Annotated in this window: 25 protein-coding genes; 12 read left to right on the forward strand and 13 right to left on the reverse strand. The window is 46.7% G+C overall.

Translation table 11 applies throughout. The features are described from left to right. Positions 1-15 precede the first annotated feature (15 nt). Complete coding sequence (locus tag ACYVAM_RS21525; RefSeq protein ID WP_461070868.1) at positions 16-732, reverse strand: hypothetical protein; 717 nt, start codon at positions 730-732, stop codon at positions 16-18. Between the two features lie 66 nt (positions 733-798). Further along, positions 799-1,011 (reverse strand): hypothetical protein, encoded by a 213-nt coding sequence (locus ACYVAM_RS21530; RefSeq protein WP_461070870.1) that lies wholly within the window; start codon positions 1,009-1,011, stop codon positions 799-801. A 112-nt stretch (positions 1,012-1,123) separates the two neighbouring features. Here ACYVAM_RS21530 and ACYVAM_RS21535 point away from each other — a divergent pair, with 112 nt between their 5' ends. The 3 genes from ACYVAM_RS21535 to ACYVAM_RS21545 all read left to right on the forward strand — a co-directional run bounded on the left by ACYVAM_RS21535 (position 1,124) and on the right by ACYVAM_RS21545 (position 6,068). Further along, positions 1,124-1,582 (forward strand): helix-turn-helix domain-containing protein, encoded by a 459-nt coding sequence (locus ACYVAM_RS21535; RefSeq protein ID WP_461070872.1) that lies wholly within the window; start codon positions 1,124-1,126, stop codon positions 1,580-1,582. Between the two features lie 33 nt (positions 1,583-1,615). Then, positions 1,616-3,574, forward strand: coding sequence for a DUF262 domain-containing protein (locus tag ACYVAM_RS21540; protein WP_461070874.1), 1,959 nt, complete (start codon positions 1,616-1,618; stop codon positions 3,572-3,574). A 283-nt stretch (positions 3,575-3,857) separates the two neighbouring features. Next, entirely contained in the window at positions 3,858-6,068 is a 2,211-nt protein-coding gene (locus tag ACYVAM_RS21545) for an ATP-binding protein (RefSeq protein WP_461070876.1), read from the forward strand. Positions 6,069-6,118: 50 nt separating this feature from the next. Here the strand turns inward: ACYVAM_RS21545 and ACYVAM_RS21550 are convergent, their stop codons facing one another. From ACYVAM_RS21550 to ACYVAM_RS21570, 5 genes are all read right to left on the reverse strand, one after another. Continuing rightward, a complete protein-coding gene (locus ACYVAM_RS21550; protein WP_461070878.1) occupies positions 6,119-6,379 on the reverse strand; it encodes a hypothetical protein in 261 nt (86 codons plus the stop codon). A gap of 256 nt (positions 6,380-6,635) precedes the next feature. Then, the gene (locus tag ACYVAM_RS21555) at positions 6,636-7,652 is read right to left on the reverse strand and encodes a fasciclin domain-containing protein (protein ID WP_461070880.1); all 1,017 of its coding nucleotides are present in this window, start codon (positions 7,650-7,652) and stop codon (positions 6,636-6,638) included. Positions 7,653-8,322: 670 nt separating this feature from the next. Next, complete coding sequence (locus ACYVAM_RS21560) at positions 8,323-9,825, reverse strand: TolC family protein (protein WP_461070882.1); 1,503 nt, start codon at positions 9,823-9,825, stop codon at positions 8,323-8,325. Further along, the gene (locus tag ACYVAM_RS21565) at positions 9,822-11,180 is read right to left on the reverse strand and encodes an HlyD family secretion protein (protein ID WP_461070884.1); all 1,359 of its coding nucleotides are present in this window, start codon (positions 11,178-11,180) and stop codon (positions 9,822-9,824) included. The genes ACYVAM_RS21560 and ACYVAM_RS21565 overlap by 4 nt, the downstream gene beginning before the upstream one ends. Before the next feature lie 25 nt (positions 11,181-11,205). Next, positions 11,206-12,207 (reverse strand): ABC transporter transmembrane domain-containing protein, encoded by a 1,002-nt coding sequence (locus ACYVAM_RS21570; protein ID WP_461070886.1) that lies wholly within the window; start codon positions 12,205-12,207, stop codon positions 11,206-11,208. Between the two features lie 604 nt (positions 12,208-12,811). Here ACYVAM_RS21570 and ACYVAM_RS21575 point away from each other — a divergent pair. The 5 genes from ACYVAM_RS21575 (at position 12,812) to ACYVAM_RS21595 (ending at position 17,801) form a co-directional block, all read left to right on the forward strand. Next, positions 12,812-13,504, forward strand: a complete 693-nt coding sequence (locus ACYVAM_RS21575; protein ID WP_461070888.1) for a response regulator transcription factor — start codon at positions 12,812-12,814, stop codon at positions 13,502-13,504. Positions 13,505-13,515: 11 nt separating this feature from the next. Further along, positions 13,516-14,880: a HAMP domain-containing sensor histidine kinase gene (locus ACYVAM_RS21580; RefSeq protein ID WP_461070890.1), complete on the forward strand. Its 1,365-nt coding sequence runs from the start codon at positions 13,516-13,518 to the stop codon at positions 14,878-14,880. 440 nt (positions 14,881-15,320) lie between these two features. After that, on the forward strand, positions 15,321-15,620 hold the full coding sequence (locus ACYVAM_RS21585) for a hypothetical protein (RefSeq protein WP_461070892.1): 300 nt from the start codon (positions 15,321-15,323) through the stop codon (positions 15,618-15,620). 89 nt (positions 15,621-15,709) lie between these two features. Further along, on the forward strand, positions 15,710-16,105 hold the full coding sequence (locus tag ACYVAM_RS21590; protein WP_461070894.1) for a TerB family tellurite resistance protein: 396 nt from the start codon (positions 15,710-15,712) through the stop codon (positions 16,103-16,105). Between the two features lie 676 nt (positions 16,106-16,781). Further along, the gene (locus ACYVAM_RS21595; protein ID WP_461070896.1) at positions 16,782-17,801 is read left to right on the forward strand and encodes an SDR family oxidoreductase; all 1,020 of its coding nucleotides are present in this window, start codon (positions 16,782-16,784) and stop codon (positions 17,799-17,801) included. Positions 17,802-17,887: 86 nt separating this feature from the next. On the opposite strand, the gene ACYVAM_RS21600 is transcribed toward ACYVAM_RS21595, so the two are convergent. The 3 genes from ACYVAM_RS21600 to ACYVAM_RS21610 all read right to left on the reverse strand — a co-directional run bounded on the left by ACYVAM_RS21600 (position 17,888) and on the right by ACYVAM_RS21610 (position 20,437). Continuing rightward, on the reverse strand, positions 17,888-18,595 hold the full coding sequence (locus ACYVAM_RS21600; RefSeq protein WP_461070898.1) for a beta propeller repeat protein: 708 nt from the start codon (positions 18,593-18,595) through the stop codon (positions 17,888-17,890). A 167-nt stretch (positions 18,596-18,762) separates the two neighbouring features. Beyond that, complete coding sequence (locus tag ACYVAM_RS21605) at positions 18,763-19,674, reverse strand: CE1 family esterase (protein WP_461070900.1); 912 nt, start codon at positions 19,672-19,674, stop codon at positions 18,763-18,765. Between the two features lie 226 nt (positions 19,675-19,900). After that, positions 19,901-20,437 (reverse strand): CAP domain-containing protein, encoded by a 537-nt coding sequence (locus ACYVAM_RS21610; RefSeq protein WP_461070902.1) that lies wholly within the window; start codon positions 20,435-20,437, stop codon positions 19,901-19,903. A 15-nt stretch (positions 20,438-20,452) separates the two neighbouring features. On the opposite strand from ACYVAM_RS21610, the gene ACYVAM_RS21615 reads away from it, so the two are divergent. From ACYVAM_RS21615 to ACYVAM_RS21625, 3 genes are all read left to right on the forward strand, one after another. Next, on the forward strand, positions 20,453-20,575 hold the full coding sequence (locus tag ACYVAM_RS21615; RefSeq protein ID WP_461070904.1) for a hypothetical protein: 123 nt from the start codon (positions 20,453-20,455) through the stop codon (positions 20,573-20,575). A gap of 125 nt (positions 20,576-20,700) precedes the next feature. Beyond that, positions 20,701-21,279 (forward strand): TetR/AcrR family transcriptional regulator, encoded by a 579-nt coding sequence (locus ACYVAM_RS21620; protein WP_461070906.1) that lies wholly within the window; start codon positions 20,701-20,703, stop codon positions 21,277-21,279. Positions 21,280-21,348: 69 nt separating this feature from the next. Beyond that, positions 21,349-22,092: an SDR family oxidoreductase gene (locus tag ACYVAM_RS21625; RefSeq protein WP_461070908.1), complete on the forward strand. Its 744-nt coding sequence runs from the start codon at positions 21,349-21,351 to the stop codon at positions 22,090-22,092. A 260-nt stretch (positions 22,093-22,352) separates the two neighbouring features. On the opposite strand, the gene ACYVAM_RS21630 is transcribed toward ACYVAM_RS21625, so the two are convergent. Beyond that, positions 22,353-23,240 carry a Nif3-like dinuclear metal center hexameric protein gene (locus tag ACYVAM_RS21630; protein WP_461070910.1) on the reverse strand — a complete coding sequence of 296 codons (888 nt, stop codon included), beginning with the start codon at positions 23,238-23,240 and terminating at the stop codon, positions 22,353-22,355. Positions 23,241-23,458: 218 nt separating this feature from the next. Here ACYVAM_RS21630 and ACYVAM_RS21635 point away from each other — a divergent pair, with 218 nt between their 5' ends. After that, positions 23,459-23,770, forward strand: coding sequence for a hypothetical protein (locus tag ACYVAM_RS21635; protein WP_461070912.1), 312 nt, complete (start codon positions 23,459-23,461; stop codon positions 23,768-23,770). Here ACYVAM_RS21635 and ACYVAM_RS21640 read toward each other — a convergent pair. Further along, positions 23,758-24,228: a response regulator gene (locus ACYVAM_RS21640; RefSeq protein ID WP_461070914.1), complete on the reverse strand. Its 471-nt coding sequence runs from the start codon at positions 24,226-24,228 to the stop codon at positions 23,758-23,760. The genes ACYVAM_RS21635 and ACYVAM_RS21640 overlap by 13 nt on opposite strands. 200 nt (positions 24,229-24,428) lie before the next feature. Continuing rightward, positions 24,429-25,421 (reverse strand): nucleoside hydrolase, encoded by a 993-nt coding sequence (locus ACYVAM_RS21645; protein ID WP_461070916.1) that lies wholly within the window; start codon positions 25,419-25,421, stop codon positions 24,429-24,431. Positions 25,422-25,521: the final 100 nt, after the last annotated feature.

Here is a 25,521-nt window from a genome sequence, read left to right on the forward strand (position 1 = left end):
CAAAAAACTAAGCAGTTATCGATGCTCAAACGACGGAAAAGTCATATTTTTCAGCGAGTACAAAGCGGTTAAAACCGTCTCATCTCTTTTCACCCGCATCTGTCCACTTTCGGTTGACGACGTACAGTTACAGGTACGCTTTAAAAACTCAGCATGTAGAACCGCATGGTTATGACCATGTCCGAAAGTACGTTTACAGAAGTTGACCAAATTTTGAGCATCGACTAGTTTAAGATCGCTCAGTTTAAGATGTGGGTTGCTGTGATGCGTGATAACGTATTGCTTTATACGTTGCACAATGTACCGTTTCTTCTCAACGGTCTTGTGTTCATAGTCAATGCCCGTTAGAGCTTCAAATTCATTCTTAAAAAAGGTCTCTAAACACTCAGTCAATGTTGGTATCGTTGGGTCTGCACTCAGCTTCTGTAAAACAACATCCTTTATTTTTCTTAAATCAGGAGTTCGCTTTGTTAGTAAGAAGTCAGTAAACGTCCGTTGAAAGTCAGCTCGTAAGTTTTGCAGTAAATTTGTGGCTGATTCATTCCCTTCAATGCTAAAAGCCTTTTTATCCAACTGTTTAGGACGACATGATAAGCCGGTAGAAAAGGAGATGCTTTTCCCGTTATAAGACAGTTTAAGATACAGGTTGGCAACTCGTAAATACGGCTGAACACTTAAGCGGTTCATTCGCTTTTCCTTTGCTGACGGTTCAGCAGGTCTTAACTTTGGCATAATCTATTTAGTGATAGGTTGAGAATTAGCCCTGTACCGCCTGGCCGCGTTACAGGGCTTTTGCGTTTAAAGAAGTTTGTTGGCTGGAATCTGAAAGTGAGCAGCGATTGCATATAGCTCATTCCGTTGTGGCTGTATCTCTCCACGCATGATTTTAGAGAAACGATGCTTATTTATGCCTACCTGCTGGTAAAAGTCTTTGGTAGGCTTAAATTGCATATTAGCAGGTAAAGCTTCACTTATAAGCTCTTTTATTGGCTTTAAAACGTTTGTTTGCATATTATTACAAGTTGATTTATGCAACAAACGTAGACCTAAATCGCATATATACCAAATGTACATATGCGATTTAGGTCTATAAAATGCAATTTAGAATAATTATATATAATAAATGTCTAAAGTATACGATAACATCCGCGCTATTCGTACAGCAAAAAGCCTTAAGCAGGATGAAGTTGCACAGAAGCTAAGTATGGCACAAAGTAACTATGCACGCATGGAGAAAGGGCTAACACAGATTACTGTAGATAGGCTAGAACAGTTAGCAGAGGTATTTGAAATGTCAGTTGCAGCCATTTTAAGTTATGAGGCAGATCAATTACAACATAGTTTAGAGGATATTACCTATTATATTGACTTATGTAAAAAATATGAAAAAACTATTGATAGTCAAAAGAAACGCATTTCTGAGCTTGAAGAAGAAACGGTTAACGATTGGAGCCGTTCAAATAGTGAACTAAAAGCAGCCAAATCTAAAATTAAAGATTTGAACGAACGATTAAAGGAAAAAGAAAAAACAATTCAATTGCTTTCTCAAGCAATTGATACAATTACTAAAATGAAAAACTAACTTAACTCTAATTGTTATATCACTTACTAAACAATGGATAGCCAGCTACAATCAATTTCAAAAATTTTTGTCGATAAACTATATCGTATTCCAGACTATCAGAGAGGGTATGCTTGGGGAGACAAACAGCTTAAAGATTATTGGAGTGATATTGTACAATTAGAAGAGGATAAAAACCATTATATAGGTGTTTTAACGCTTGAACAAGTTCCGAAATTAACCTACGAAAGTTGGGAAGATGATCTTTGGATTATTAAATCGAAAACATTTATACCTTATTTTGTTGTAGATGGTCAACAAAGATTAACAACTACGGTAATTCTTATCCAAGCAATAACAGAAATAATAGGACCTGGTAATACTTTAAATTATACTACAGTAGAAGACATCAGAAAAAGATATATATATGACTCAAAAGATAATGGATTCTCTAGGTCTTATATGTTCGGTTATGAAAAGGACAACCCTAGTTATGAATATTTAAAAACTAAAATATTTAAAGAGGTTTCTAGCAGTGGATATTTGGGAGAACAAACCATTTATACATTAAATTTGATTTATGCAAAAAATTTCTTCTTAGAAAAACTACAAAACATACCCTTATCACAAATAGAAATAATATATAAAAAAGTTACTCAGAATTTATTATTTAATATATATTCAATTTCAAGTGATATTGATGTTTTCGTAGCATTTGAAACAATGAATAATAGAGGGAAGCCTCTCTCAAATTTAGAATTACTTAAGAATAGACTGATTTATTTATCAACTAAATTTGACATTGCAGATTACGAGAAAAGCCGATTAAGGAAAGTAATTAACGATTGCTGGAAGTCTCTTTATCATTTTTTGGGTAAAAATAAAAGTAATCCTTTAGACGATGATCTGTTCTTAAAAGATCATTTTTTCACGTATTTTGGCAAGCAAATCAAAGAGAGCGTACCAAGAGATCAATCAATCAGAAAATTAATAAATTCATATAGAGATGTGTATATGGATTTTTTATTGGACGACAAATTCAATACAAAAAAAATCAATCTCACTGATCTAAACGAGAAGTTGAATATAAAAGACATTAACAAATATGTCGAGAATTTACAACAAGCGATTCCCATTTGGTATAATTTATTTAATCCCCTTGAAACTGATTTTTTCTCAGACGAAGAAAAATATTGGCTAGAAAAACTAAACCGATATGGCTTAAGCAGATATTTGCCTATACTATTAATGCTCTATTTACAAAAACCTACTAAAGAAGAAGCAGTTGAAATCCTCATAAATTTAGAAAAGACCAATTTTCTTATTTCAATATTAGGTTCTAGAATTATTTTCACCGGTGCGGATTCTTATGAGAATCTTTTATATATAAGCTCAAAAAGAAACAAAGTTAAGGAAATCAAGAAATTATCTCAGGATAGATTAAGTAGGATAGCATCTGTATTTGCAACATCTGACAGACTAATAGATGCTTTTAGAAGAGGATTTTATGATTGGGATGGTATAAGATACTTCCTATTCGAATATGATTTAAGCTTACAAAGCAAATCAAAAACACATAGAGAAAAAATCAATTGGGAAGAATATAATAATATTAGCTTTGATTACATCAGTATTGAACATATCTATCCTCAAGAAAGTAGTGATTCTTGTTGGGATATAATTAATAATAAATATAATTTAAAGGAAAGAAGAGCTATAGTTGATTCATTAGGAAATTTATTACCATTGTCTAGACCAAAAAATTCTAGTCTTCAAAACGGATGTTTTAAAGACAAAGTAGATAATGGTAAAGGCTCAATTGGCTACAGGTATGGTTCTTATTCCGAAAATGAAGTAGCCTCTTATCAAGACTGGGATGATGTAGCAATTTTAGAAAGAGGTTTAAAATTATTAGAATTTATGGTGAATAGATGGGATATTCCTCTAGGAGACAGAAAAATGAGAATTAAAATGCTCGGCCTGACTTTTGTTGAAGATAAAAACAAAGTTTAAATAAAACAGATAATTCTACAAAATCAACAACAGTTAACGGCCAGGTACTACTCTTAACAAGTTGGTAATCAGGGACATGATTAGATATATAGATATTTTCAGTTTGAATAATTAGGCACACTCACCGCCCTCTCAAGGTAAGTAGCTGTGAATCAACAAATTATGATAGTAATTTAGACTCAGCTTCGGGAGCAAAAAGCCTCAAAACGTATGTTTTGGGGCTTTTTTGTGTTACGCTGTAACAGAGTGTATTCCTATAAATTATATATAAACTTGACACAGCATGGCCAGCTACGACTTTTCAACTCTTAATAGTATGGATTTGGAGGAGTTAGTACGTGACTTACTGAACGCCAACGAACTTGTTCAGAATACAAACATCGAGTATAGGACTTTCAAAGAAGGAAAAGACCAAGGAATAGATTTTGCATTTTCTACCCAGAAAAATAAATATAAAATAATAGGACAGGTAAAACATTATTGTAAGTCAGGTTTAAATGCTTTACATAGAAGTTTAAAGCAGGAAGTAGAAAAGGTAAAAAATCTAAACCCTGATAGATATATACTTGCAACCTCGGTTGAATTAAGTTTCGCAAATAAAGAAAGAATTCAAAACTTATTTGATCCATACATTAAATCCTTGAGTGATATATATGGGTATGAAGATTTAAATATGTATATAGATAAATTTCCGAAAGTAGTCGAAAAGCATTACAAGCTATGGTATTCAAGCACTAAAGTATTACAAAAGATAATAAACTACGATATTGAAGGCAGATCACTAGAATTTTCAGAAAATGTACTAAAAAGAAAGTTAAGGTTATACGTCACAACTCCTTTATACCATCAAGCTAAAGAGATCTTAGACACTAAAAAAGTATTAATTATTACAGGTGAACCTGGAGTTGGCAAAACGACTCTTGCCGAAATACTTACCTATTATTATATAAAAGAAGATTACAAACTCACATACATATATGACGATGTTAAGGAAGCAGAAAAGATACTTGCCAATGATGACAGTAAGCAAATATTTTACTTTGATGATTTCCTAGGCCATAACGTATTTGAAATGTATAAAGCCAAAGGTAACGAGAATGCTTTATTAAAAATAATGAGAAGAATATCTAATACTAGCAACAAAATATTTATTCTAACTACTAGGACGTTTATCTTAAATTCAGCAATTGAAGAGTCTGAAAACCTACGTTTCTTTAACTTAAAAGCTAAGAGTAGTGTTTTACAGCTTAGCGAATATAGTGAGAAAGTAAAAAGGCATTTATTACAGAACCATATTGAAGAATCTTCAGTAAAGCAAATTCTAAAAGATACTCTAAATAGAAATATTGATTTCATTATTAAACATAAAAATTTTTCTCCTAGATCAGTAGAATTTATCACTTCGGAAGACCAAATAAACAATTTTTCCGCAGCAGAGCTTGAAGAGTTTATTCACTCTAATTTCGATAGTCCTAATGAGATTTGGAGGCACGCATACGAGCAACAAATAAATGATGTAGACCGCTTTTTATTAAATACAATAATTTCTTTTGGTCACTGGGTGTCTTTTGAGGAATTGGAAAACGGATTTAATAGTCGTTTAGATTACGAAGTATCAGTTAACCGGTTTCAGCGTCCCATAGGGGCTTTTAAAAAGTCATTAAATAGAATTGAGGAAGGATTCGTAAAAAAGGATACTGATGATAATTTTGAATTCATAAACCATTCATTAACTGATTTCTTGATTGGAATATTGCACAATAATAAAGATGAAGTTAATAGAATAGTAGAATCAGCATTTTATCTAAAACAACTATACGAAAGAATCTTTTCAATTTATAATTTTTCAAATAAAATACCGGATTCATTAAAACACAAGCTATTAACTAATTACAAATCTTTCATAAAGAATAGCACTGAGAATATTGACAAAATTAATCTTATATTTTTTATTGATACTTATACTTTAGAATCAGAAAACGAAGATGTCATACTTCATTTACTAGGAAGTGTCGACAATTGGAATATCTTCGGAAATGAATATATGTTTGAAGAATATTTTATTATATTTCTAAAAACAGCAAAAAGTAAAAAAATTAAACAATTCATTAAGTCACATTTATTTTTATTCTTAAAATACCTTATTACATCTATAGGCAGCTTCGAAGATTTTGACAAATTATTCGCATTACTAAAATACCGTTTCTGTCTAGATATAAAACATATTATAAGCGAAATAAACTCAAACGAAGTAACACATAAAATAAGCTCTTTACTACAAGATAAATTCGACTTTGAAATGGAAACACTGATTGATAATATAACTAATGTCGATATAGTAGATGAAAAGATGAGGGCTTTTATGAACGCTAGGGAAAAATTAAGGTCTTACAACTTATTCGTTGAAGTAGATTATTCTCAATATAACGACTATAATTGGCAAGAGTTAGCAGATAGCAACTATTTTGATGAACAAATATCAAAAGATGATTAGCTACTTGACTTAAAATAATTGATCGGCGTATGAGTACATACGCCGATCAATTATTTTAAGTCAAGTAGCTTTCTAATTCTAAGATGTGCCTTCTGACAATTCTGACAGCAATAAGTAGTATCAACTCTTCTAGCTTCAAACTCCTTATCACAGTACAAGCATTTCTTAGTATAAAAGAATTTCTTCCACACTTCTTTGTAGTGTCCTAAGTTAGGATCGTAGTGGTCAATAGTTTTACCTTTCTTTACTTCTTCAAAGTAGTAGTTTAGAAGACCGTTTTTCCTTGGCACTAATTTTTTATCTGTTTTCATTTGAATGTACGCTTGTATGGCTGTATAACTAATCTAACATGGGACGGCCCTAATTGAGCCCATGCACCTGGATGTTCGGCATTGGCTCTGGCTATGTCGGGGTGTTAAGTGGTCCATGACCGGCGTGTCAGCTACAATTAGCCGTAATGGGTAAAAATCATTCAAAGAAAAAAGCGGTCGTTCACCGCCATTGAAAGGCAATGAACGACCGCTTCAGTTAAGGAACGCTTAAGCAGTAATCAGACAAACCACTACCCTACGGTAGCAATACCCGGTCAATTTTGTGAACAACGCCGTTGGTTGCGGTAATATCCCGATTTTGAACACCCGTCGCGTTTTGCAGGACGTTGGCTACCTGACCGGCATTACCCGGGCTAAGCAGCGTCAATGCATTGCCGGTGCCTACTATAGCCGTTACGCTGCCGGTGCCGAAGGTAGTGATGGGCCCGCTAACAAGCGTAGGCGAAAACGCACGGCCGGGATTAACCACCACATGATTCGTCAGAATAGCCGTCAGCGCTTCGGCCGGAGCCGCATTGATGGCGGCCACGGTGTTGTATGGGGTTGTGCGAAAGGCGGCATTCGTGGGCGCGAACACCGTCAGTGGGGTTGTACCGGATAGCGCCGTCACAACTGCCGCGCCACCGCGAGCAACAGCTGCACCCAGTAAACTCAGGGTCGTATCGGCCTGAGCAACCTGAAGAACAGTACGCGACGGTGGCATCAGCACCTGGTCGATGGCATGAACAACGCCGTTCGTTGCCTGCACATCGGCCGTAATTACCCGCGCACCATTCACCGACACGCCGGTTCCGGATGTGGCCGTAGCCTTATTAACATAGACGGTACCGTTGAGGCTCAGCGAGGTAGGTAGCGCCGTTTGGCCAGCCTGAATCGCCGATGCCGGATAGGAACCACCAACAACGTGGTATAGCAATATCCGGCGCAGCGTGGTATCCGGCGCAGCACTTACGGCCGCAACATTGGCAAAACCGGCCGCCCGGAACGCATCATCCGTTGGGGCAAAAACAGTAAATGGCCCTGTGCCCGACAGCGTGGTCGTTAAGCCTGCTTTAACAACAGCCGCTTCGAGAAACGTAAACTGGTCACCGGCAACGACCAGATCCGTAATGGTCGACGAACCCGAGGGAGGTGTTGTCGTTGGGTTTTCATCTTTATCTTTACACGAGGTAAGGGACATTGAAAAACCGACTAGAAGAGAGGCTAAAATACCGGCCGCCCGGCGGCTCATTTGACTTGACTTGAACTTCATAGATTGTCGAGAATTTAGAAAAGTTTAAACTAGAGCAATACATTAAAAACGCATGAGGAGTAAGCGTCAGAAAGCTTGTCTCCTCAGCCTATCACACCCATTACAGTAAGTTTTGCTGCTTAGGCAACCCTGACCTGAACGGGCTTGCGGTTAACAGGGTTCGGGTCGTACAGTTACCGCCAGCCCATGATCCTTGCCTGTGGGGCTACGGCTTTTTCAGGCAGCTAAGCCCGGTGAAGAAAGGTGCGGCCAGCGGCCAGGCGCTAACCGTTGATGCGAATCGGATGTGTTTCATAACGATTGATGAAAATGATTAATGAATTAATTGTCTCAAGGGTGTTCACCAAATGCCAGGTGTTGCCGGTTAAGACTGTCGACCAATAGTGCAGCCTTTCCCTTATTTCTCACAAACCATTTCCGTTTTTTTTATTACCCTGAACCGATAACAACAGGCAGAGCAACACAAACTAGGGGTCTGTATCCTTAATCAGGAGAATCGATCGTTGCCTTCTTCTCAGCGTTGAGCTTCCGGTAGCGCCGTTTCAGCTTCTTTCCAGTTTGTGAATTGTCAACGTTTGGCTCCTTGTTCAGTACACTCATTTAACCAGGCAAGCTCCTCTTTTTTAAGTTACCAAGTCATACTCTTGACGCCCCCTTTCACTTAGCCGCGTTATTGATTAGTCAGGCTGCTGCCAGCCACGTAATACAATTCGGCAATGGCCTTTTGGTATTTAGTTTTTAGTTCTTCTCCCTTTACCCGCAGCTCGATCAGCTTGCTTTCGCGGGCGTTAACCAGAAACAGGCTACTTTCGCCGATCTCAAATTTCTGCTGCTCGGCCGCTAACAGCCGCTGCTGATTCTGGATGGCCTGTTGCTGAACACTACCCTGCTGAGCCAGCATCTGTACTTGGTTATAGGCCGCCTGCACCCTAATGGCTACGTCGCGTCCTGTCTGCTGCCGCTCCATGACGACCTGCTGGTTTTTGACCTGCACCTCCCGCAGCTTGCCCCGCTCTTTGCGTAGAAATAAGGGAAACACGAAGTCCACGCCAATTTTGTGGTTTTGCGGTCGGAACGCGTAGTAACTACTCCAGTTGTAAGGTACATCGACGCGGGGCGTTTCACTGAGCAACATCGCATTAAGCAGGATCTGGGGCTGAATCATGGCCCGCCGGAAGCGCTCCTCCAGCAACAACTGCTGATTTTTTACGTCTAATTTCAGTAACTCCGGGTGCTGTTGAGCGGCTCGGTCAAGGAGCGTTTGCAGGCGCGTCTCATCGGGGGGCAAGAGCGACGGCTCCTGCGGAAGCGCCGTTTGGGGTAGTTCAACCGGTTGTCCGGCCGCATTCCACAAAAAAGTACTGACCATTAATCGGGCATTTCGCTCCTCAATATCAGCCTGTTGCCGCTGCACCAATCGGTCCTGCACCGTAATCAGTGCTTCGGTCGTGTCGATCGCGGCCGCGTCGCCCAGCAGCACCCGCTCGCGCAGCGCCCGAAATCGCCGATCGGCCAGGCTATAGCCTTCGGTCAGCAACTGCCGCTGCTGGTGCGCCAGAAACCACTCCCAGTAGGTTTTGGCCGCATCGAACAGGGTCTTGTTGATTTGTTTGAGCCGATCTGCCTGGGCAAGGTTCTGCATGAGCCGCGCCTGCCGAACGGTATTTCGCCGGGCGTCGATGAGCATTGTCTGCCCAATCGGAATCGTTAGCCCAACGCCCGTCAGGCCCGAGCCAGGCGTGCGTTCTTCGGGATTTAAGTACCTCCCCTGTGGATTGTTACGGTCATACGAGAGCGTCAGATCGATTCCACCCAGCCAAAGCGGCACGGCTAATTTGTTTTGCCAGTGGTCATAGTATAAATCGGGGCCGAACTCTTTTCGGTCGTAGTGTGACAACAGTTTCGGATCAAATGCCCCTCGTGCCTGCACCAGGACTTGCCGGGCCTCCTCGTCGAACAGGTTGGCCTGTTTCACAAGGGGATGGTGCTGCCGGATAAGTTCATAAAAAGTCTGCGCCGAAAAGAGCACGCTCGAATCTACAGCTGACCGGGAAACGCCTGGATCGACTGTGGTCGAAGGAGTCGGTGCCAGTTGGGCGGCTGAGGGCCCCGGCTCCGCAGTCAGTAGAACCATGCCCGCCAGCCTAACTCCCCATATCATTAACAGCTTCATTTCTTCGCGGCTTTTTCCTCTTTCGGTTCCTGTTGCAGACTGGGCGGGAAACCGTTTAGCTGCCGCCAGAGTTCGTACCAGACCGGCACATCATCCAGCATCACCCACCCATATACCCCCGATCCGACCCGTAACTGCGGGGGCCAGGGCTGATCGCCTTTACCCGCTTTTGGCCGCACCAATAACCGATATTTTCCCCCCACGCTGCTGACGGCATCGATGACAGCCACCTCGCCCCCAAACGTACCCACGGCGACGGTGGGCCAGCCCGAAAACTGAATGGCTGGCCAGCCGTCGAACTGCAACCGCACTGACCGGCCCCGCTGAATAAGTGGAACATCCATAGCCCGCACATACAGTTCGACTGCCAGGGCAGGATTGGTAGGCTGGAGCGTGGCAATCGACTCACCTTCCTTGATGGTTTCGCCAAGGCCCGCTTTAAAGGCCCGCACAATGTACCCATCTTGCGGGGCGCGTACCACGTACAGTCCACGCCGAACGTCGACGCTGCTGATCTTGTTTTCTAATTTAGAAATTTCTCCGCCGGCCTCTGCCAGATACGACACGGCCGAACTGCGGTCCGACTGCGCCTTCGCTATCTTTTCATTAAAATCTGCTTCAATGGTTGTCAGGTCAAGCCGGGCGTTGATCAGTTCCTGCTGCGAGACATTGAGTTTATTCTCCTGCGAGACAACCTTAGCCCCATCTTCCTGCACCTTCAATCGGCGGGATTCGAGGTCAGTAAGCGAAAATAACCCGTTTTTATAGCCTTTCTCAAATCGGTCGAGCCGATCGAGCGCGATTTGGTAGTTTTTCTGGATCGCCAGTAAATCGGCCTGATCGGCCTTCACTTTAAAGTCGCTCTGTTTTACTTTGTTACGGGCCGCCGACAATTTAACTATTAACCCAGCCCGCAGCGCAGCAAGTTGCCCATCCAATGCCCGTATTTTAGTCTGTGTTGCTTCACGCGTACCCTGCTTTGCCGTTAACTGCTCACCCAGACGCTGGGTTAACTTCGGGTCGAAATATTCATCTTTTATGTCGGAGATGACCAGCAGCGTATCCCCTTTTTTGACCAATTGCCCTTCCTGCACGTTCCAGTGCTCGATTCGGCCCGCAATCGCGTTCTGTACGGTCTGGGAGCGATCTTCGGGCCGGAGCGCGGTTAAGGAACCCTCCCCGTTGATGTTCTGCTGCCAGGGCAGAAACATGACCACGACCCCAATCAGCAGAATAGCAAGCATCCAGCGGCCCAGCCGACGACCCGTGTTGGGATGTGGCAGGGAGCGCAGAGTTTTAAGGGAATAATGACTGAACAGTTCCTGATCAACCCGCTGATTCGATAGGTTAAGCATAAATGAGCGAATAAGTAGTTGAAAATTAGTTTACGTTATGGAGTTCGGCGAGCGGCATATCGGTGATAAAGCCAATTTTTTCGACGGCTGTCAGCAGGTCAAATACCGTGTCGATGCCTGACAGGAGTTTGTCGACCGATCCGGTAATGAGCACAATAACTAGTTCAGCCGCTACAAACTGACCCAATGCCATCTGACGGCTGACGACGAGCGTAGTGCCTACAATCAGCAGCCCCCCCGTTATAATCGTTTTGAAGGCCACTCCGCTGTAGAAGAACCGGCGTAGAATCTGGAAATGGGCGTTCCGGTTCGTGATGTAACTGGCGGCAATGTCATCCATGCGGTCAATTGTTTCCAACGAGTCCATCCGGTGGCGGTGCAGGGGCAGGTCCCGAGCCACGTCTTCCAGCCAGGCGACCACTTTGTATTTATACTTCGACTCAGCCAGACTGGTTTTCAATCCGCTTGGCCCATACACCCAGCAAATGCCAGTAATGACCAGCGCAGTTACTACACCAAAAACCAGAAACACCGGGTGATAGGCCGACAATAGGATCAGACCGAACAGGATTTGTACGGCGGCCGCCGTCAGGTCGATTAGCAGTTTAGGCAACCCTTTCTGAATGGTTAGCACGTCGAAGAAGCGGTTCATTAGTTCGGGAGCCTCGTGGCTCGCCAGCACATCGGGTCGGATGCGCGGAAGACGGTAGGTAAACTCGAAGGCAGCCCGGGCAAACACGCGCTGCTGGAGCACCTCAACCAGCGTCATCTGACCGACCAGCAACATGCCTGAGATTAATACGCCCAGAATGACTAAGCCGATCAGCAAATAGACCGAGCTAAAGACTAATCCGCCCGATACCAGATTGAACAGGGCCTGAATGCCCAGCGGTAGCGATAAACTAATCAACCCCGTAACGAGCGCATACAGATAGATATACACAATATCTTTCTTGTCGTTGCTAAGTAGACGAAACAGCCGTTGTGTGGGTGTGGGTGGCGGTTCAAGGGAGTTGAGAGTAGCCATAAAAATAATGTATAAAGGGTTTAAAAATGAATCGTGGCTTTGGTAACCTACAACGGCCGATGGCGGTTGATTCGAGGGACTTCATCAGGATGGATCATCGGCGATTTCATGGATCGAAATCAGGGTGGATAAGATCGGTACTGAATACCAGTGGCTCATTATTATAAGTATTTATACGCGAAGGATGTGTTAGTAAGAAATTTATTAATGATGACAGCAAAAGTCTCAAGCGCACATTAATCGAGTATTAGCTACTCATTAGAAAGAAATTAGAATATTATTACCAACAAAAAGAAGTAAATAAATAACTACCTCACTATCAATATCTTAGAATAAGAAAACTGGTAACTTTAGCTGGTGTAATAAAATTGACGACCCGAATGTAACCTGGGCACAGGATGAATCCCTTTACGAATGGCAGTAATTAACCCTACACGATCGCTGACAGTGGGTAGGGCTTGTGGTAAGGAGGAACCCGGATGGCCTGTTTCCGAAAAAAGCAGTAGATTGCCAGAAAACGTAGATTAATTACCAGCCTGTTAATGAAAGGGAATAGGCTCAGTACTCCTCTGGAAATTTCTTCGATAACCGCTATAATTCATTCATGAACACGCCCAAACCCCGCCTGCTGGTCGTTGAAGACGAAGCCAAAGTGGCCCTGTTTATCCGAAAGGGACTGGAAATGCAGGGATTCGAGGTTACCCTGGCGACCGATGGACGGGAAGGTAAACGCCTGATTGGCGCCGAGCGGTACGATCTCATCATTCTGGATGTCAACCTGCCCGTCATCAGTGGCCTGGAACTGGCCCAGTACATTCGCACCCACCACACGAACCTGCCGATTCTTATGCTGACGGCCCTCGACTCGACTACCGACAAACTCCTGGGCTTTGAGGCCGGAGCTGACGATTATTTAGCTAAGCCGTTTGATTTCCTAGAGTTGGTGGCCCGTGTCCGGGCCTTGCTGCGCCGAACGGCCCCACCCGAAACTGTCCAGCCCATTCTGCGGCTGGCTGATCTGGAACTGGATCTGCACCAGAAGGTAGCCCGGCGGGCAGGGAGAACCATTGACCTGACAGCTCGCGAATTTGCCCTGTTGGACTACCTGTTGCGCAACCAGGGGCGGGTCGTATCGCGGGTGGATATTGCCGAGCAGGTATGGGACATTGGCTTCGATACCGGCACCAACGTCATCGACGTGTATGTGAACTACTTACGCAACAAGATCGATAAAGACGCGCCGGTCAAGTTGATTCATACCGTAGTTGGCTTCGGCTATGTGCTGAAAGAAAAATAATCGACTGGCCCATGACTCTTCGTAACCGACTGACGGGGCTGTTTACAGCTATCGTATCCGGTCTGCTGCTGGTCTTCTGCATTACCATTTATGTAGTGGCCGAACGCTACCGTGCCAGCGAATTCTACCAGCGGCTGCACGCCGAAGCGCTCGCTTCGGCCGAGCTGCTGTTTGGTCCAGATACGACCGGTCGGCAGTTGTACAAACTGCTGGATAAGAACCACATGACGGTGCTGAATGAGGAGGAGATTATTATTTATAACTACCGCAATCAGATTGTGTACGAGAGTGGTACCGACTACCTGTCGGTACCCAAAAGCCAGCTTGACCAAATCCGGCTTTTGGAGGAGGTACGCTGGCGCATCGGCCAGCGCGAGATCGTAGGCATCCGATTCGGTGAACCGCCCAACCGCTTCGTGGTGCTGGCCTCGGCGGAGGACAAGTACGGGTTCAGCAAGCAGCGTAATTTAGCCTTGCTGCTGGTTATTGGCTGGGGACTTGCTGTCGTGGTCGTATTCGGCGCGGGCCGTTTCTACGCCGGTCGTACATTGCATCCCATCCGGCAGATTATTACCCAGATTGACACTATCACGGCTTCCCAGTTGCAGCAACGGCTCCCGGAAGGCACCGATTCGGACGAGCTCACGCAACTGGCCCGGCGATTCAACCGAATGCTCGACCGACTCGAGGAAGCGTTCCGGCAGCAGCGCATGTTTGTTTCGCACGCGTCGCACGAACTGCGCACGCCCCTGACAGCCATTACGGGCCAGCTGGAGGTAGCCCTGCTGACCGACGAGGGTTTGGATGAGTTACGGTCGACGGTGCATTCCGTGCTGGACGACGTACGGGACATGAACCGGCTGACCAACGGCCTGCTGGCTTTAGCCAACCTAAGCGTGGATGAATCGGCCGTGGCCCTGGGGCTGGTTGCGCTCGACGAACTGGTGTGGCAGGTCCGGTCCGACCTGCTTCGGCTGCGGCCGGACTACACGATAACGGTACGTTTCGGCAACCAGGAAGGGCAACCCGCCGACCTTCGGGTAATGGGTAGTGAATCGCTGCTTCGCACGGCGCTGTTCAACCTAATGGAAAACGGGGGTAAGTTTTCGCCCGAACACAGTGTGGCCGTTGGGCTTACGGCCGGACCCGATACACTCATACTGACGTTCCACAACGATGGACTGCCGATTGAAGCCAGCGAACTGCCCGACATTTTCAAACCCTTCCGGCGAGGCACGAATGGCCGGGCCGTGTCCGGACACGGTATTGGTTTATCACTCACCCAGCGCATCGTGCAGATTCACCGGGGCCGACTGACGGTCTCCTCCGACTCAGTACAGGGTACAACCTTTTCGCTGGAACTTCCCCAAAGCTGAGCGGTCACAAACCAGCTCTTATTGGTTTGCCTAGTCGTTTCTCGTTTCCTGCGGGAGCTTTTCCAGAAACATAAGAGCTTGGCTTTGAGTGGATTATCCGGCATATTGCCACCATCTCCGTTAATTAATACCAACTACATTCGACCGAAACCAGGAACTCAGGGCCGCCATCCTTAAGTGGCCTTGGTCGCTAACTACGCCCGGCCTATTCTCTAATCACTTTCTAATTCAACCCTAATCCGGCTCTAAAAGAGGCAGACCAATTTTGTATCAACAAAGCCGGTCAGTTAGGGGCAAGGTATCGTAAATAGAGGTGACCACCACTACCCTGCTGGTCACCGTCAAGGTTGGTACGCCGACCGATGATTCCTACCGGTTATAGAGCGAAACCAGCTATTGGGCTTATTACGTATGGGCTGTCCCGTTTGTTCTTCCTCGCCATGAACCACTACACACTCGATTTTACCGATCCGGACCCGGTGCCCCGGCCAAGCCGCTCCAACCGATGGACCCGGCAACGCATGTACCGCACGTGTCGGCAGATACCCTGGCTGCTTTGTGGATTAGTGTGCAGCCTTGCGCTGATCGGGCTGTTTCGCCAACGCAGCCAGACGCAGAGGCTCTGCGAACGCTATCAGGCACAAACCATTCAGTACGACTCCCTGCTGGCGGCTAAAGTGGAGGCCGACCGCCAGCTCGACCAGATGCGCATTCGACTGCTTAACTACCATCATCCCTAAACAGGACAAACAACCGTGAAACGCTCCATTCACCTATTTAAAGGTCCTTACGCCCGATATTCCTTCACTAACTAACCCGATTAACTGATATGGACTCGACCAACACAATTACCGAAACCAATGAGCCAGAAAATGGAACGGCCGATCTATACTTAGGCTTAGGCAGCGTTGCCTATGCCCTGGCCAAAGTAGATGGCCGGATTCAACTGGCCGAAATGCAAACCGGCAAAGAACTCCTGGCGGGTGTGCCCCACGGCGATCTGGCACTCTACGCGTTTTTTCTGCGGGAAAGCAGCGGGGAGAGCGTTGAAGAAGCTTACGCCTTTGGCATGCGTCGGTTCACTTATAACCAGAAAGCCCTGACAGAACTCACCAAAAAGCAGTTTATCAATATTCTGATCCGGATTGCCGAAGCCCACGACGATACCTCCCGTAAGGAGAAGGATCTCATTAAGAGGTTCCGGCGTGACCTCCGGCGACTGTAACCTACAGTCCTGTTAAGCTGCAGAACCCTCCGGTTACCCTTCGCATACTGAATCCCGATGGTTTTGCGCTGCACGAGGAGTCGGTTCCAACCGGATATACCGGTGTTCGGGCGACCTTACTCTGTGCAGCCTCCCCAGTGGTATTTATCGGGTAGAAGTGGACGACCTTAAACGGGTGCAGATCGGCCTGATTCTTCTGCGCCCTCAACGCACCCAATGCAGAAACGCCAGCTGTCAATCTGGACCGCTGAATAATGTTCCGGTACCCCGCGCTCAATCGCACGAGGGTATTACTACCCGTCAACCCCACCAATCAGGTTTATTCAATGACGGATAGCACATGGAAGCGCCTATTGGCCAAACTTATTACTAGATCAGCCTCTGCCCAAGGCTCCCAATTTGGTTTGGCCGGGTCGCCAGAGCGGATGAATGGTTATACTTCCACTACGTCGTTCGTGGCCGATACGGCAACCTGCCGTTGATACGTATTATTCATTCAGACCAGAGTGGACAATACGTATCAACGGAGTTAAAAGAGTTTGTATGATCCACTGCGCAACGGCTAAATAAAATGTGCGTAAAATCTAACCTTCGTCTCGCACGACTAGTTTAACCTCTATTCTATAGGAAATATAGTTTAGTACGATAAACATTTACTCAACGACAAAATACAACCATGATTAACGATCATCCAGTAAGCAGACGCCAGGTCATTGGCGGAATCAGCAGCGGTTTGGCCGCCACTGTCGTAGGCGCTACTACGCCAGCATTTGCCACTTCTTTGCCGGGACAAGACCCTCAGGCGGCTGCGCCAGCCGCCCTTGTCGATCCAACTACCAAATATCCGAAGCCACCTTTTAAAGCCCAGCCGCAACCCTGGCCGGGACTGGCCAGCAAAATGGACCCTCGCCCCGATCATGGCGAAACCAGCTACAAAGGGTCGGGGCGTTTACAGGGCCGGAAAGCGCTGATCACCGGCGGAGACTCGGGAATGGGCCGTGCTGCGGCTATTGCCTACGCCCGCGAAGGTGCCGATGTAGCCATCAACTACCTGCCGGCTGAAGAACCCGATGCCCGGGAGGTAATCGATTTGATCAAGAAGGAAGGCCGAAAAGCCATCGCCATACCAGGCGATATTCGGGATGAAGCTTTTTGCAAACGATTGGTCGACGAAGCCGTAAAAGGATTGGGCGGTCTGGATATTCTGGTTAGTAATGCAGCCCGGCAACAAAGCCGTGAATCCATTCTGGATGTCTCTTCGGAAGATTTCGACGCAACCATCAAAACCAATATTTACGCTCCCTTCTGGATCATCAAAGCGGCCTTGCCGCATATGCCCGCTGGCTCGTCTATCATTGGCACTACGTCCGAACAGGCTTATGATCCGTCGCCGAACTTATACGACTATGCCCAGACCAAAGCGGCTACAATGAATTATGTAAAATCGCTGGCGAAACAGCTTGGCCCAAAGGGAATTCGGGTCAATGGCGTAGCGCCGGGGCCCATCTGGACGCCCTTACAACCCAGTGGCGGAGCTACACAGGAAAAACTAAAAACCTTTGGTGGCAATACGCCCCTGGGTCGTCCCGGGCAACCAGCCGAACTGGCGTCGATTTATGTTCAACTGGCCGCTAATGATGGCAGTTATGCGACAGGCCAGGTGTACGGAGCTGCCGGCGGGGGCGGCCAGCCGTAATGATTGTGTACTCGAATGCAGAAAAGCCGCGTCGGATCGCTCCTGACGCGGCTTTTCTGTTCCTGACGGAATGAGTTTCCTGTTTATTAAGGCAAGGGTTTCTTTGAGATGTAGACAACTCCCCGTCCATTCTGGCTATTGCAGAAGGCGAAGTTCTTACCCCGTCCACAAACGGCGTCGGTACCGGCAATATAGAGTCGCTCCTGCTTATCGAAGTATAAACTATGCAGTTGGTGAAGTTGGGGCAGGTCAATTCGGCGACCAGCAGAGGTAATGACGCCAGGTGTCTCAAACGCACCCGTTGTGGCCGTTGGGCCGTCCAAAAAGACCTGATTGATTCGGTAGGTTGCACCCGTGGAGGCCGTAACCGGATCAATAGAGAAAGCACTTGTCGAGCTATTCGACGATGGCTCAAAAATAGGATTTCGTCCCGTATACCGCTGCCAGGTCTCACCATCGTCAATGCTATAGTTACTGGCCTGTATCAAATAGCGATTATTGAGTAGGCCAGTCAGAGCAAAAAGTGTATCCCGGTGTTCAACCACGCCAAACATACCAATCGACTGTCGGTAGACCTGTTGCCAGCTTTTTCCCTGATCCGTTGAGCGAAACAGGCGGTCCCCCGTTGTAATTAAGAGTGTCTTATTGTAATCACCCCATACGCCCTGAATCTCGTGATCGATGGGTGATTTGACGGTGTACCAATCCTTGTATTCAGGTTCCACCGTATCGGACTCCGTCTTTTTGCAAGAAAGAACCGCCAGAAGGAGGCCACAGAAAAGTAGTGTTTTCATACGCATCAGGGGCATAACGGACCAATAATGACTAGTTGAGTTGTTACCAGTCTTAAAAGTCAGTATATGTTAATTTTACCCTTTGTCTGCTACTGAAATTTAGCAAAAAGCCTGAACCACGCCCTTTTTAGCCGCGTAACGACGGACAGTCGTTTTCAGTGGATCTTTTACGGATGAATCTGATGCATGAAGAACGTCAGTGCCTCTACATGCACATCCAGATCGTTGGGATAGTCGTGTTTGCCACCGATCACCTTTAGCAGAACGACGTCCGGTTTCCCTGCTGCCTGATACGTGTACCGTTCAATTGTTTTACCGTCCTGCGGGTCAACGTCAGGCAGCGTCTCTTTTGTGGGCTTGCCCTTATACTGCGCCAGGCTAGCCCAATAGGCCAGCGTGCGGTCAGTCGACTGCACCACACCCATGTCCATGTTCTTACCTAAAACGACCCGACCTCCGAGATAGGGGTTGATTGGGTCCTGGGTACCATTGACAATCATGATGGCCACTGGCTTACCCGTCGGAACGCAATCCATGTTCGTGCTGTCTGGCAGATTGGCAATGATGGCCGTAACGGCCCGAAAAGCCAGGGGCATCGTCAGCGCCAGTTTGTAGGCCATGTGGCCCCCCCCTGATGTTCCGACCACAAACACATGATCGGTATTGACGGCGTAGCGCTGATGGAAATACTGAATCATTCCCTGAAAGAAAGCCTGCTCGTTCACATCTTCCCGGTTGGCCTGCGCCGGTGACGACTTTCGGCATTCGTTCCAGTAGCGCTTATAGCCATCGGGATAAACAACCAGCGTATTGGCTTGCTTCGCCTGTTGTTCCAGCTTACCCGTTGCCTTCATCATCCCCTGGCCATCCCCGCCAGATCCATGCAATACAAAAATAAGGCTAGGCTTATTGAGCGGGGTCGACGGCTGATTAAAGTGAAACACCCGATAATGACCCTCGATCCGCAGCGAATCGTGCGTAACCTGGGCGACTACCGGACAAGATATCAGGTCTGTCGACATCATAAATACGACTAACAGCCGGAGGAAAGTAGACTTGGGTAGGTTCAAACTAGTCATGTTACAGATGTTACCTGGAGCGCCTGAGTAATTAATGTTGCTTGGATTCGGTAGCCTGGGCAGGCTATCTGCCGGTCCGCTTTACTAACTCAATCAAGCAGTAGACTCGATAAAGCTACTTATGGCCGCAGGGCCAACAACGCCCGTTTGGCAGTCTTTACAGCTTCCATTACGTGTAATCGTGTGGGGCCAGGACGTTTTTATCCGTCAGCGAACAGATCAACTTTTATAGCTGAGCACCGAATAACTGGCAGTAATAATAACGATTCTGCTTGCTAGGGCCGGCAATACCAATGCCGATATCCGTGATGCCGCTGGTCAATATGTTTTTTCGGTGCCCTTTCGACTCCATCCACTGGTCGACTACCACAAACCGGCCATCCAGGCGAGTGTTGAGGGCAATATTTTCACTCAGCTGCCGAAATGAATAACCAACGCGGTTAGCTTTATCGACCAAACTCAGCCCGTTCAGCGTGTGGCTCATCTGGTCTTTGGCGGCCATCAGTTCGGCGTATTGCTGAGCCGCCTGCATCAACTTAGAGTCCTGCTTCAGGGCAGGTAAACCTCGACGGACTCGCTGCTGGTTGGTGGCAACCAGAATGGCCTCCTTCTCGCTAGGAAGGTCAGCCCTTTGCACGACACTCATTGCGTGCGCAGAGGGCTTAAGGCCCACGTTTTCTTCAGGAAATGATGCCATTATCCCCAAACCGATCATCAGCCAGCCAGCCAGGGCGATGAAGGCACTATTTTGTAATAAATTCATATATACTTATGCACGATGATGTACCGTCTGCGCTCGTTCTACAACAACGGTCTTACACGGGTAAAAACGATGGATGACCCGGAATTTATCTTTCGCATCGCGCAATTATGGACGGGCGTTTTCGTGGACTTATCGTAAGACTGGGGGTATACAACAGCCAGGACCGCTTTGTAGGGTAGAAAAATAAAAAGTTAATTAATATTGTATCGATTGATACAATACATATATTTGCCTTAGTTTAGTAGCAAAAATCAACGTGTGTCATGGCAGGAAGGCAGAAAATATATGATGAAGAAGCCGCTCTGGATGCGGCCATCAGGGTATTTTGGGAAAAAGGCTATGACAACGCGTCTTCCAGAGATTTACAGAAAGCAATGGGCATTGGCATGGGTAGCTTTTATCTGGCCTATAAGGGGGGAAAGCAGGAGTTGTTCAGCAAGTCGATGCACCGCTTTTTTTCTGTTTATCCAAAAGACTTTTTAGCCCTGCTTGACACCCTGGATAATCCCATAGAAGCCATCCGGCAGTATTATTACGTCCTGGCCGATCCGGAAGGTCTGTTTGGTCAGTTTGGTTGCTATTTCAGCAATACGCTTTTCCAGGCCGACGACAACGAACTCAAACAAGCAGCTATAAAAAATCTCGACACCGTCTCGGATGCCTTCTATCAGGCATTAGTACGGGCCAAGAATGCTGGACGGATCAATCCGAAAATACCAGATGAGTTGTGGAAGATTTACCTCCTGAATTTATGGACCGGATTGAATACAACTAAATTTATCGAAAAGGATATATCGAAACTGAAGGCAATGATCGATTTCAGTTTAAAAGTCTTTGAGTAGGCTTTTTTTTAACCCATATTGTATCGGTCGATACAATATACAAACGTAGTACATAATTCATTTTGCAACATGAACATTTCAAACAAAACAGTATTGATTACAGGTGGCGGATCGGGAATCGGGTTCGAAGTGGCGAAACAGCTGAGTGCTCAGGGCAATAAGGTCATTCTTATCGGCCGAACTGAAAGCACACTCCAGGCAGCGGCCGGGAAGTTGCCCAATACGGTATCGATTCGCTGCGACATTACCGACGAAGACGATGTCGACCAGTTGATCCAACGGGTGTCTGCGGAGTTCCCGACATTGAGTGTGCTCATCAATAATGCCGGCCGTGCTTTTGTTTATACCCATGCTGAAAACGCGGGCGCTTTTGAAAAATCGACAGCCGAATTTGCGACCAATTATTTTTCGCTGATCCGTCTGACCGAAGGTTTTCTTCCCCTCCTGAAAGCCCAACCGGAAGCGGCCATTGTAAATGTAACGTCCATTCTTGCTTTTGCACCGTCGGTCCAACTGCCCTCTTATTCAGACAGTAAGGCGGCAGTTCACTCGTATACGCTCTCACTTCGGCACACGTTGGCCAAAGACACATCGATCAAGGTTTTTGAGTTGATGCCACCGCTGGTCAACACCGAATTTTCAAAAGAAATTGGCGGGGAGCAGAACGGCATTCCTCCAATGGAGGTTGCCCAAGGTCTGATAGACGCCATTGAGCGGGACGAATATGAAATCAAGATCGGTCAAACGGCCGAATTCAGAGCGTTTTATTTGACGGCTCCCAATGAAGCGTTTGCCCTGATGAACCAGGCATAATCACTTAAATCCTCTCTCTCAGGAAAGTACATTGACTTTCCTGAGAGAAATTTTATTTAGAAACCACTGGCAGGACTTCGCACCTACGGGTTAACTGTCAAAGCATACACCCCCGACCCCAACGGAATAATAACCTGTCCATTCGCTTGGTTAACCCTTTCCAGGTGGCATCTGGCAAATGTCATTTTTTAGAAAATCGATTCCAGCCGATAGACCTGATACAGCGCCTGCCGACAGGCCAAAGGAACATCGATGACGCGCTATTTACGCGGCTGATCGGGACGCCAGTAAGGTTCGGTCGCTGCGATGAACTCAACCGGAGTTTCCGCGATGAACCCTTTCAGCCATTCGGCACAGTATTTCATACCAGCTTGCTCAGAAATCAGATGGCCCAGGATGATTAGGGCCTTCTTCTGACCAGACGTGATGGCGTCCTGCACATACTCGACCAGTTCCCACTCGTGCGTCTCTCCCACCACCAGCACATCGGCCTGCGCCAGATAGGGAACCCCCGGCATCAGACTAACATTGCCCCAACTGGCCATAACTCGCCTGATGGGCATCTGAGGATCGCCAATTACCCGCATGGTCCGAATCCCTAATTTCGTGCTCATACCCTGCGCAAAGCGAGCCAGTGAGGTTTCCGGAAAGGTAAACAACCGGGGGTTTTGCGAATCGTTGTTGGTCTCCCAGCCCAGTTCACGAATCATTCCCGTGGCGATACCATCCGGCCGACGGCCGTGCCAGTGGTCGTGGAAATGAAAGACAGCCATGCCTTTCTGCTGGATGAAATCGCGCTTTAGCTGATAGAGCGAATCCTGTTGAACAGGCTCCGTACGATCCTGATGAGAATAATAAGTTGGCTCATGTGTGATGACCATGTTAAGGCCTTTGCTGGCGGCTCGCTGCAGCACATCCAGGGTAGCCATCATGGTGACGGCAACTCCCTTGACGGGTAGTTCCGGTGTACCTGCAATCAGATTATCAACGGTTTGTTCGCGCCATGGAATACCTACGTTGGCTTTGACACGATCGATGACCTGACCAACCGTAAGCACCGGAGGACTTGCGGATTTAGCGGCCCCAACAACGGTAAGACCCAGTGAGGCCATCAGAAACGTGCGACGAGATGGATTCGTATTGGTCATAAGCGAGCGATGCAGGTTAGCAGTTAATCAACTTATTTAAGCCATCAGTTTATTTTAAGTACCAATTAACACATTATAATTGGCTTACTGGAAAAATGAGCGGTTCTTGTCAAAAATTTGCCTGATAGAACGGATCGGGATGGCTTTCCATTGAATGCAGAAACTGCTTCTTGCTTATCTACTCCGTTTCCGGGCGCTGAAAAGCCACACTATGATTCATGAATACAACACTGATTACCACGATTATCACCGAAAATCAAGCCTTTCAACGAATAAAAACGACGGATGGTCCAGCCCCGTTAATGGTGAGCTTCGTAGGAATAAAAACGCTGTTTACAGGCCTACTAAGAGCTGACCCAGACAACCCTCTGATCATTGAGGTCGTTGATCTGCTGCAGGAACAGGGCTGGCAATATGCCTCCAAGATGCTGGATTATTATGAAGAAGAGCAGGAAGAGGATTACCAAATTGCGTTCTTCCGCCTTCAGGCATTGGTTGCCAACGCCGTGAATGTCATTCAACCAACATAACGCAGAGGCAGTGAAACCGTGTCCCACCAATAGCGCCGGAAGGTATAAAAACAATTCAGCCAGTCGTGAAAGCTCCCAGGTTTGACCAGATAAGAAGCTACGCTGAAGCTATAAGCCAATTCCATATCTTCGCGGTCGGCCGAAGCGCTGAGCATCACCACCGGAAGCTTCCGATAAACAGGGTTGGTCTTGATAAACTCCAGTAAATCCAGACCATCTGAGCGTGTCGGTAAATACAAATCCATAAGTATTAGCAACGGCAGACTTGCATTATCTCTTACCTGAGCGTCAACATACGATCGTACCTGCATGGAATGGTTTAGCCAGATAGGTTCTATTTCGGGGAAACACTGATTCAGGACAGCCCGAATGATGAGCCACTGGTCAGCGTTATCCTCGATAACTAAGACAGGAAGTCGACTGGATTTTCGTTTTTGCCGAGTAGTTAATTTACTCACGTATGTTGCAAAATAGCATGAATGTAATCGTTATGAACCTCACGTCAAGTCAATAATTATCCCAACGCTTTATGCTGAACGGGCTGGGTTAAGGAAATGTTTTGGTAGATGCTGGTCGTTGAATGAATTCTGTTTATCGGCATCGAAACCCAGCCTGTGCATTCAGTTAGCAACACCGGTGGCATTACACCACTCGTTAACTATGGATTCATGAGTTCCAGCTTCGCGAAGAAGTCCGTAAACATAAGCGGAATATCCAACTGTGAATACACTCGAATCGGGCGTCCAGCCGGGTTGTATTCATATCCTCCCTGAGCGTTGATTCGGGGGGCGAGTTTGAGCGCATACGTACTTGAGGAAGGATCGGCCTCGAAGGACGATTGCAGAGCCGTTAGCAAAACCAGCGGGCTATCGCCCAGGATGTATGTTTCCCCGATGGCTATTTTATAGCGTTGCAGGCGAGTCATCAACTCCTCAAGGGTACTAGACAGGTAAGCACCCACTTTTCCGCGTGGCTTGACTTTGGTTAACAGGAGCGAATACGGCAATAAAGCTTGCCGATACGCATTTCTGGGTACCTGCCAGATGGGCAATCGGGTACGGTTAAAGATGGCCCTCGCTGCTGGTAGATCAATGTTCAGATTGTACTCAACTGTTGAGTAGTTGGGTGGAGGAAGGGCCAGGTCGGTGTATTCAGGGCCTCCGATCCAGATCAACGTCAGCTTCTCGGCAATCTGGGGAGCCTTCAGAACGGCTGAGGCAATCTCGGTCAGCCCGGCTCCGCAGAGAACATACAGCGGCAGCTGCGTATCGGTCCGCAAGGCTTCGTTGATGATAAACGTGACGGCTTCGCTTCGTACGGGTGTGGTATCATTGACCATACCCGTGTTTGAGCCAGCAATCACCGGAATAGGGCTTTTGACAGCCATCATCTGTAAAACTTCGCGGGCTTTTTTAGCAGCATTGTCGGCTTGAGCAGACGAGTTATCAAACCCATCGCCGACCCGGAGGTGTGAGCCAATAATACCCCTTATGTCGACAGAAGGCGATAATAGTAAATGAACCAGCTGGAATAAGCCATCAGGATCTCCGCTAAAATCATTATCGACAATCACCCGCATTCTGGGTGTGACAATCGTTCGGCTACCGGCTTGTTGTCCCTGGGCAGCCATGGAGACAACAGACAGGAGCATCGCCCAGACTAGGCAAGCGCGTTTACATCTGACAATGACTGTTGGCAAATAAGCTGTTTTCAAACGGCGGGTGTGTTGGTTTTGGTCAGGCGGCAGGACA

It is taken from the genome of Spirosoma horti (assembly GCF_054776595.1).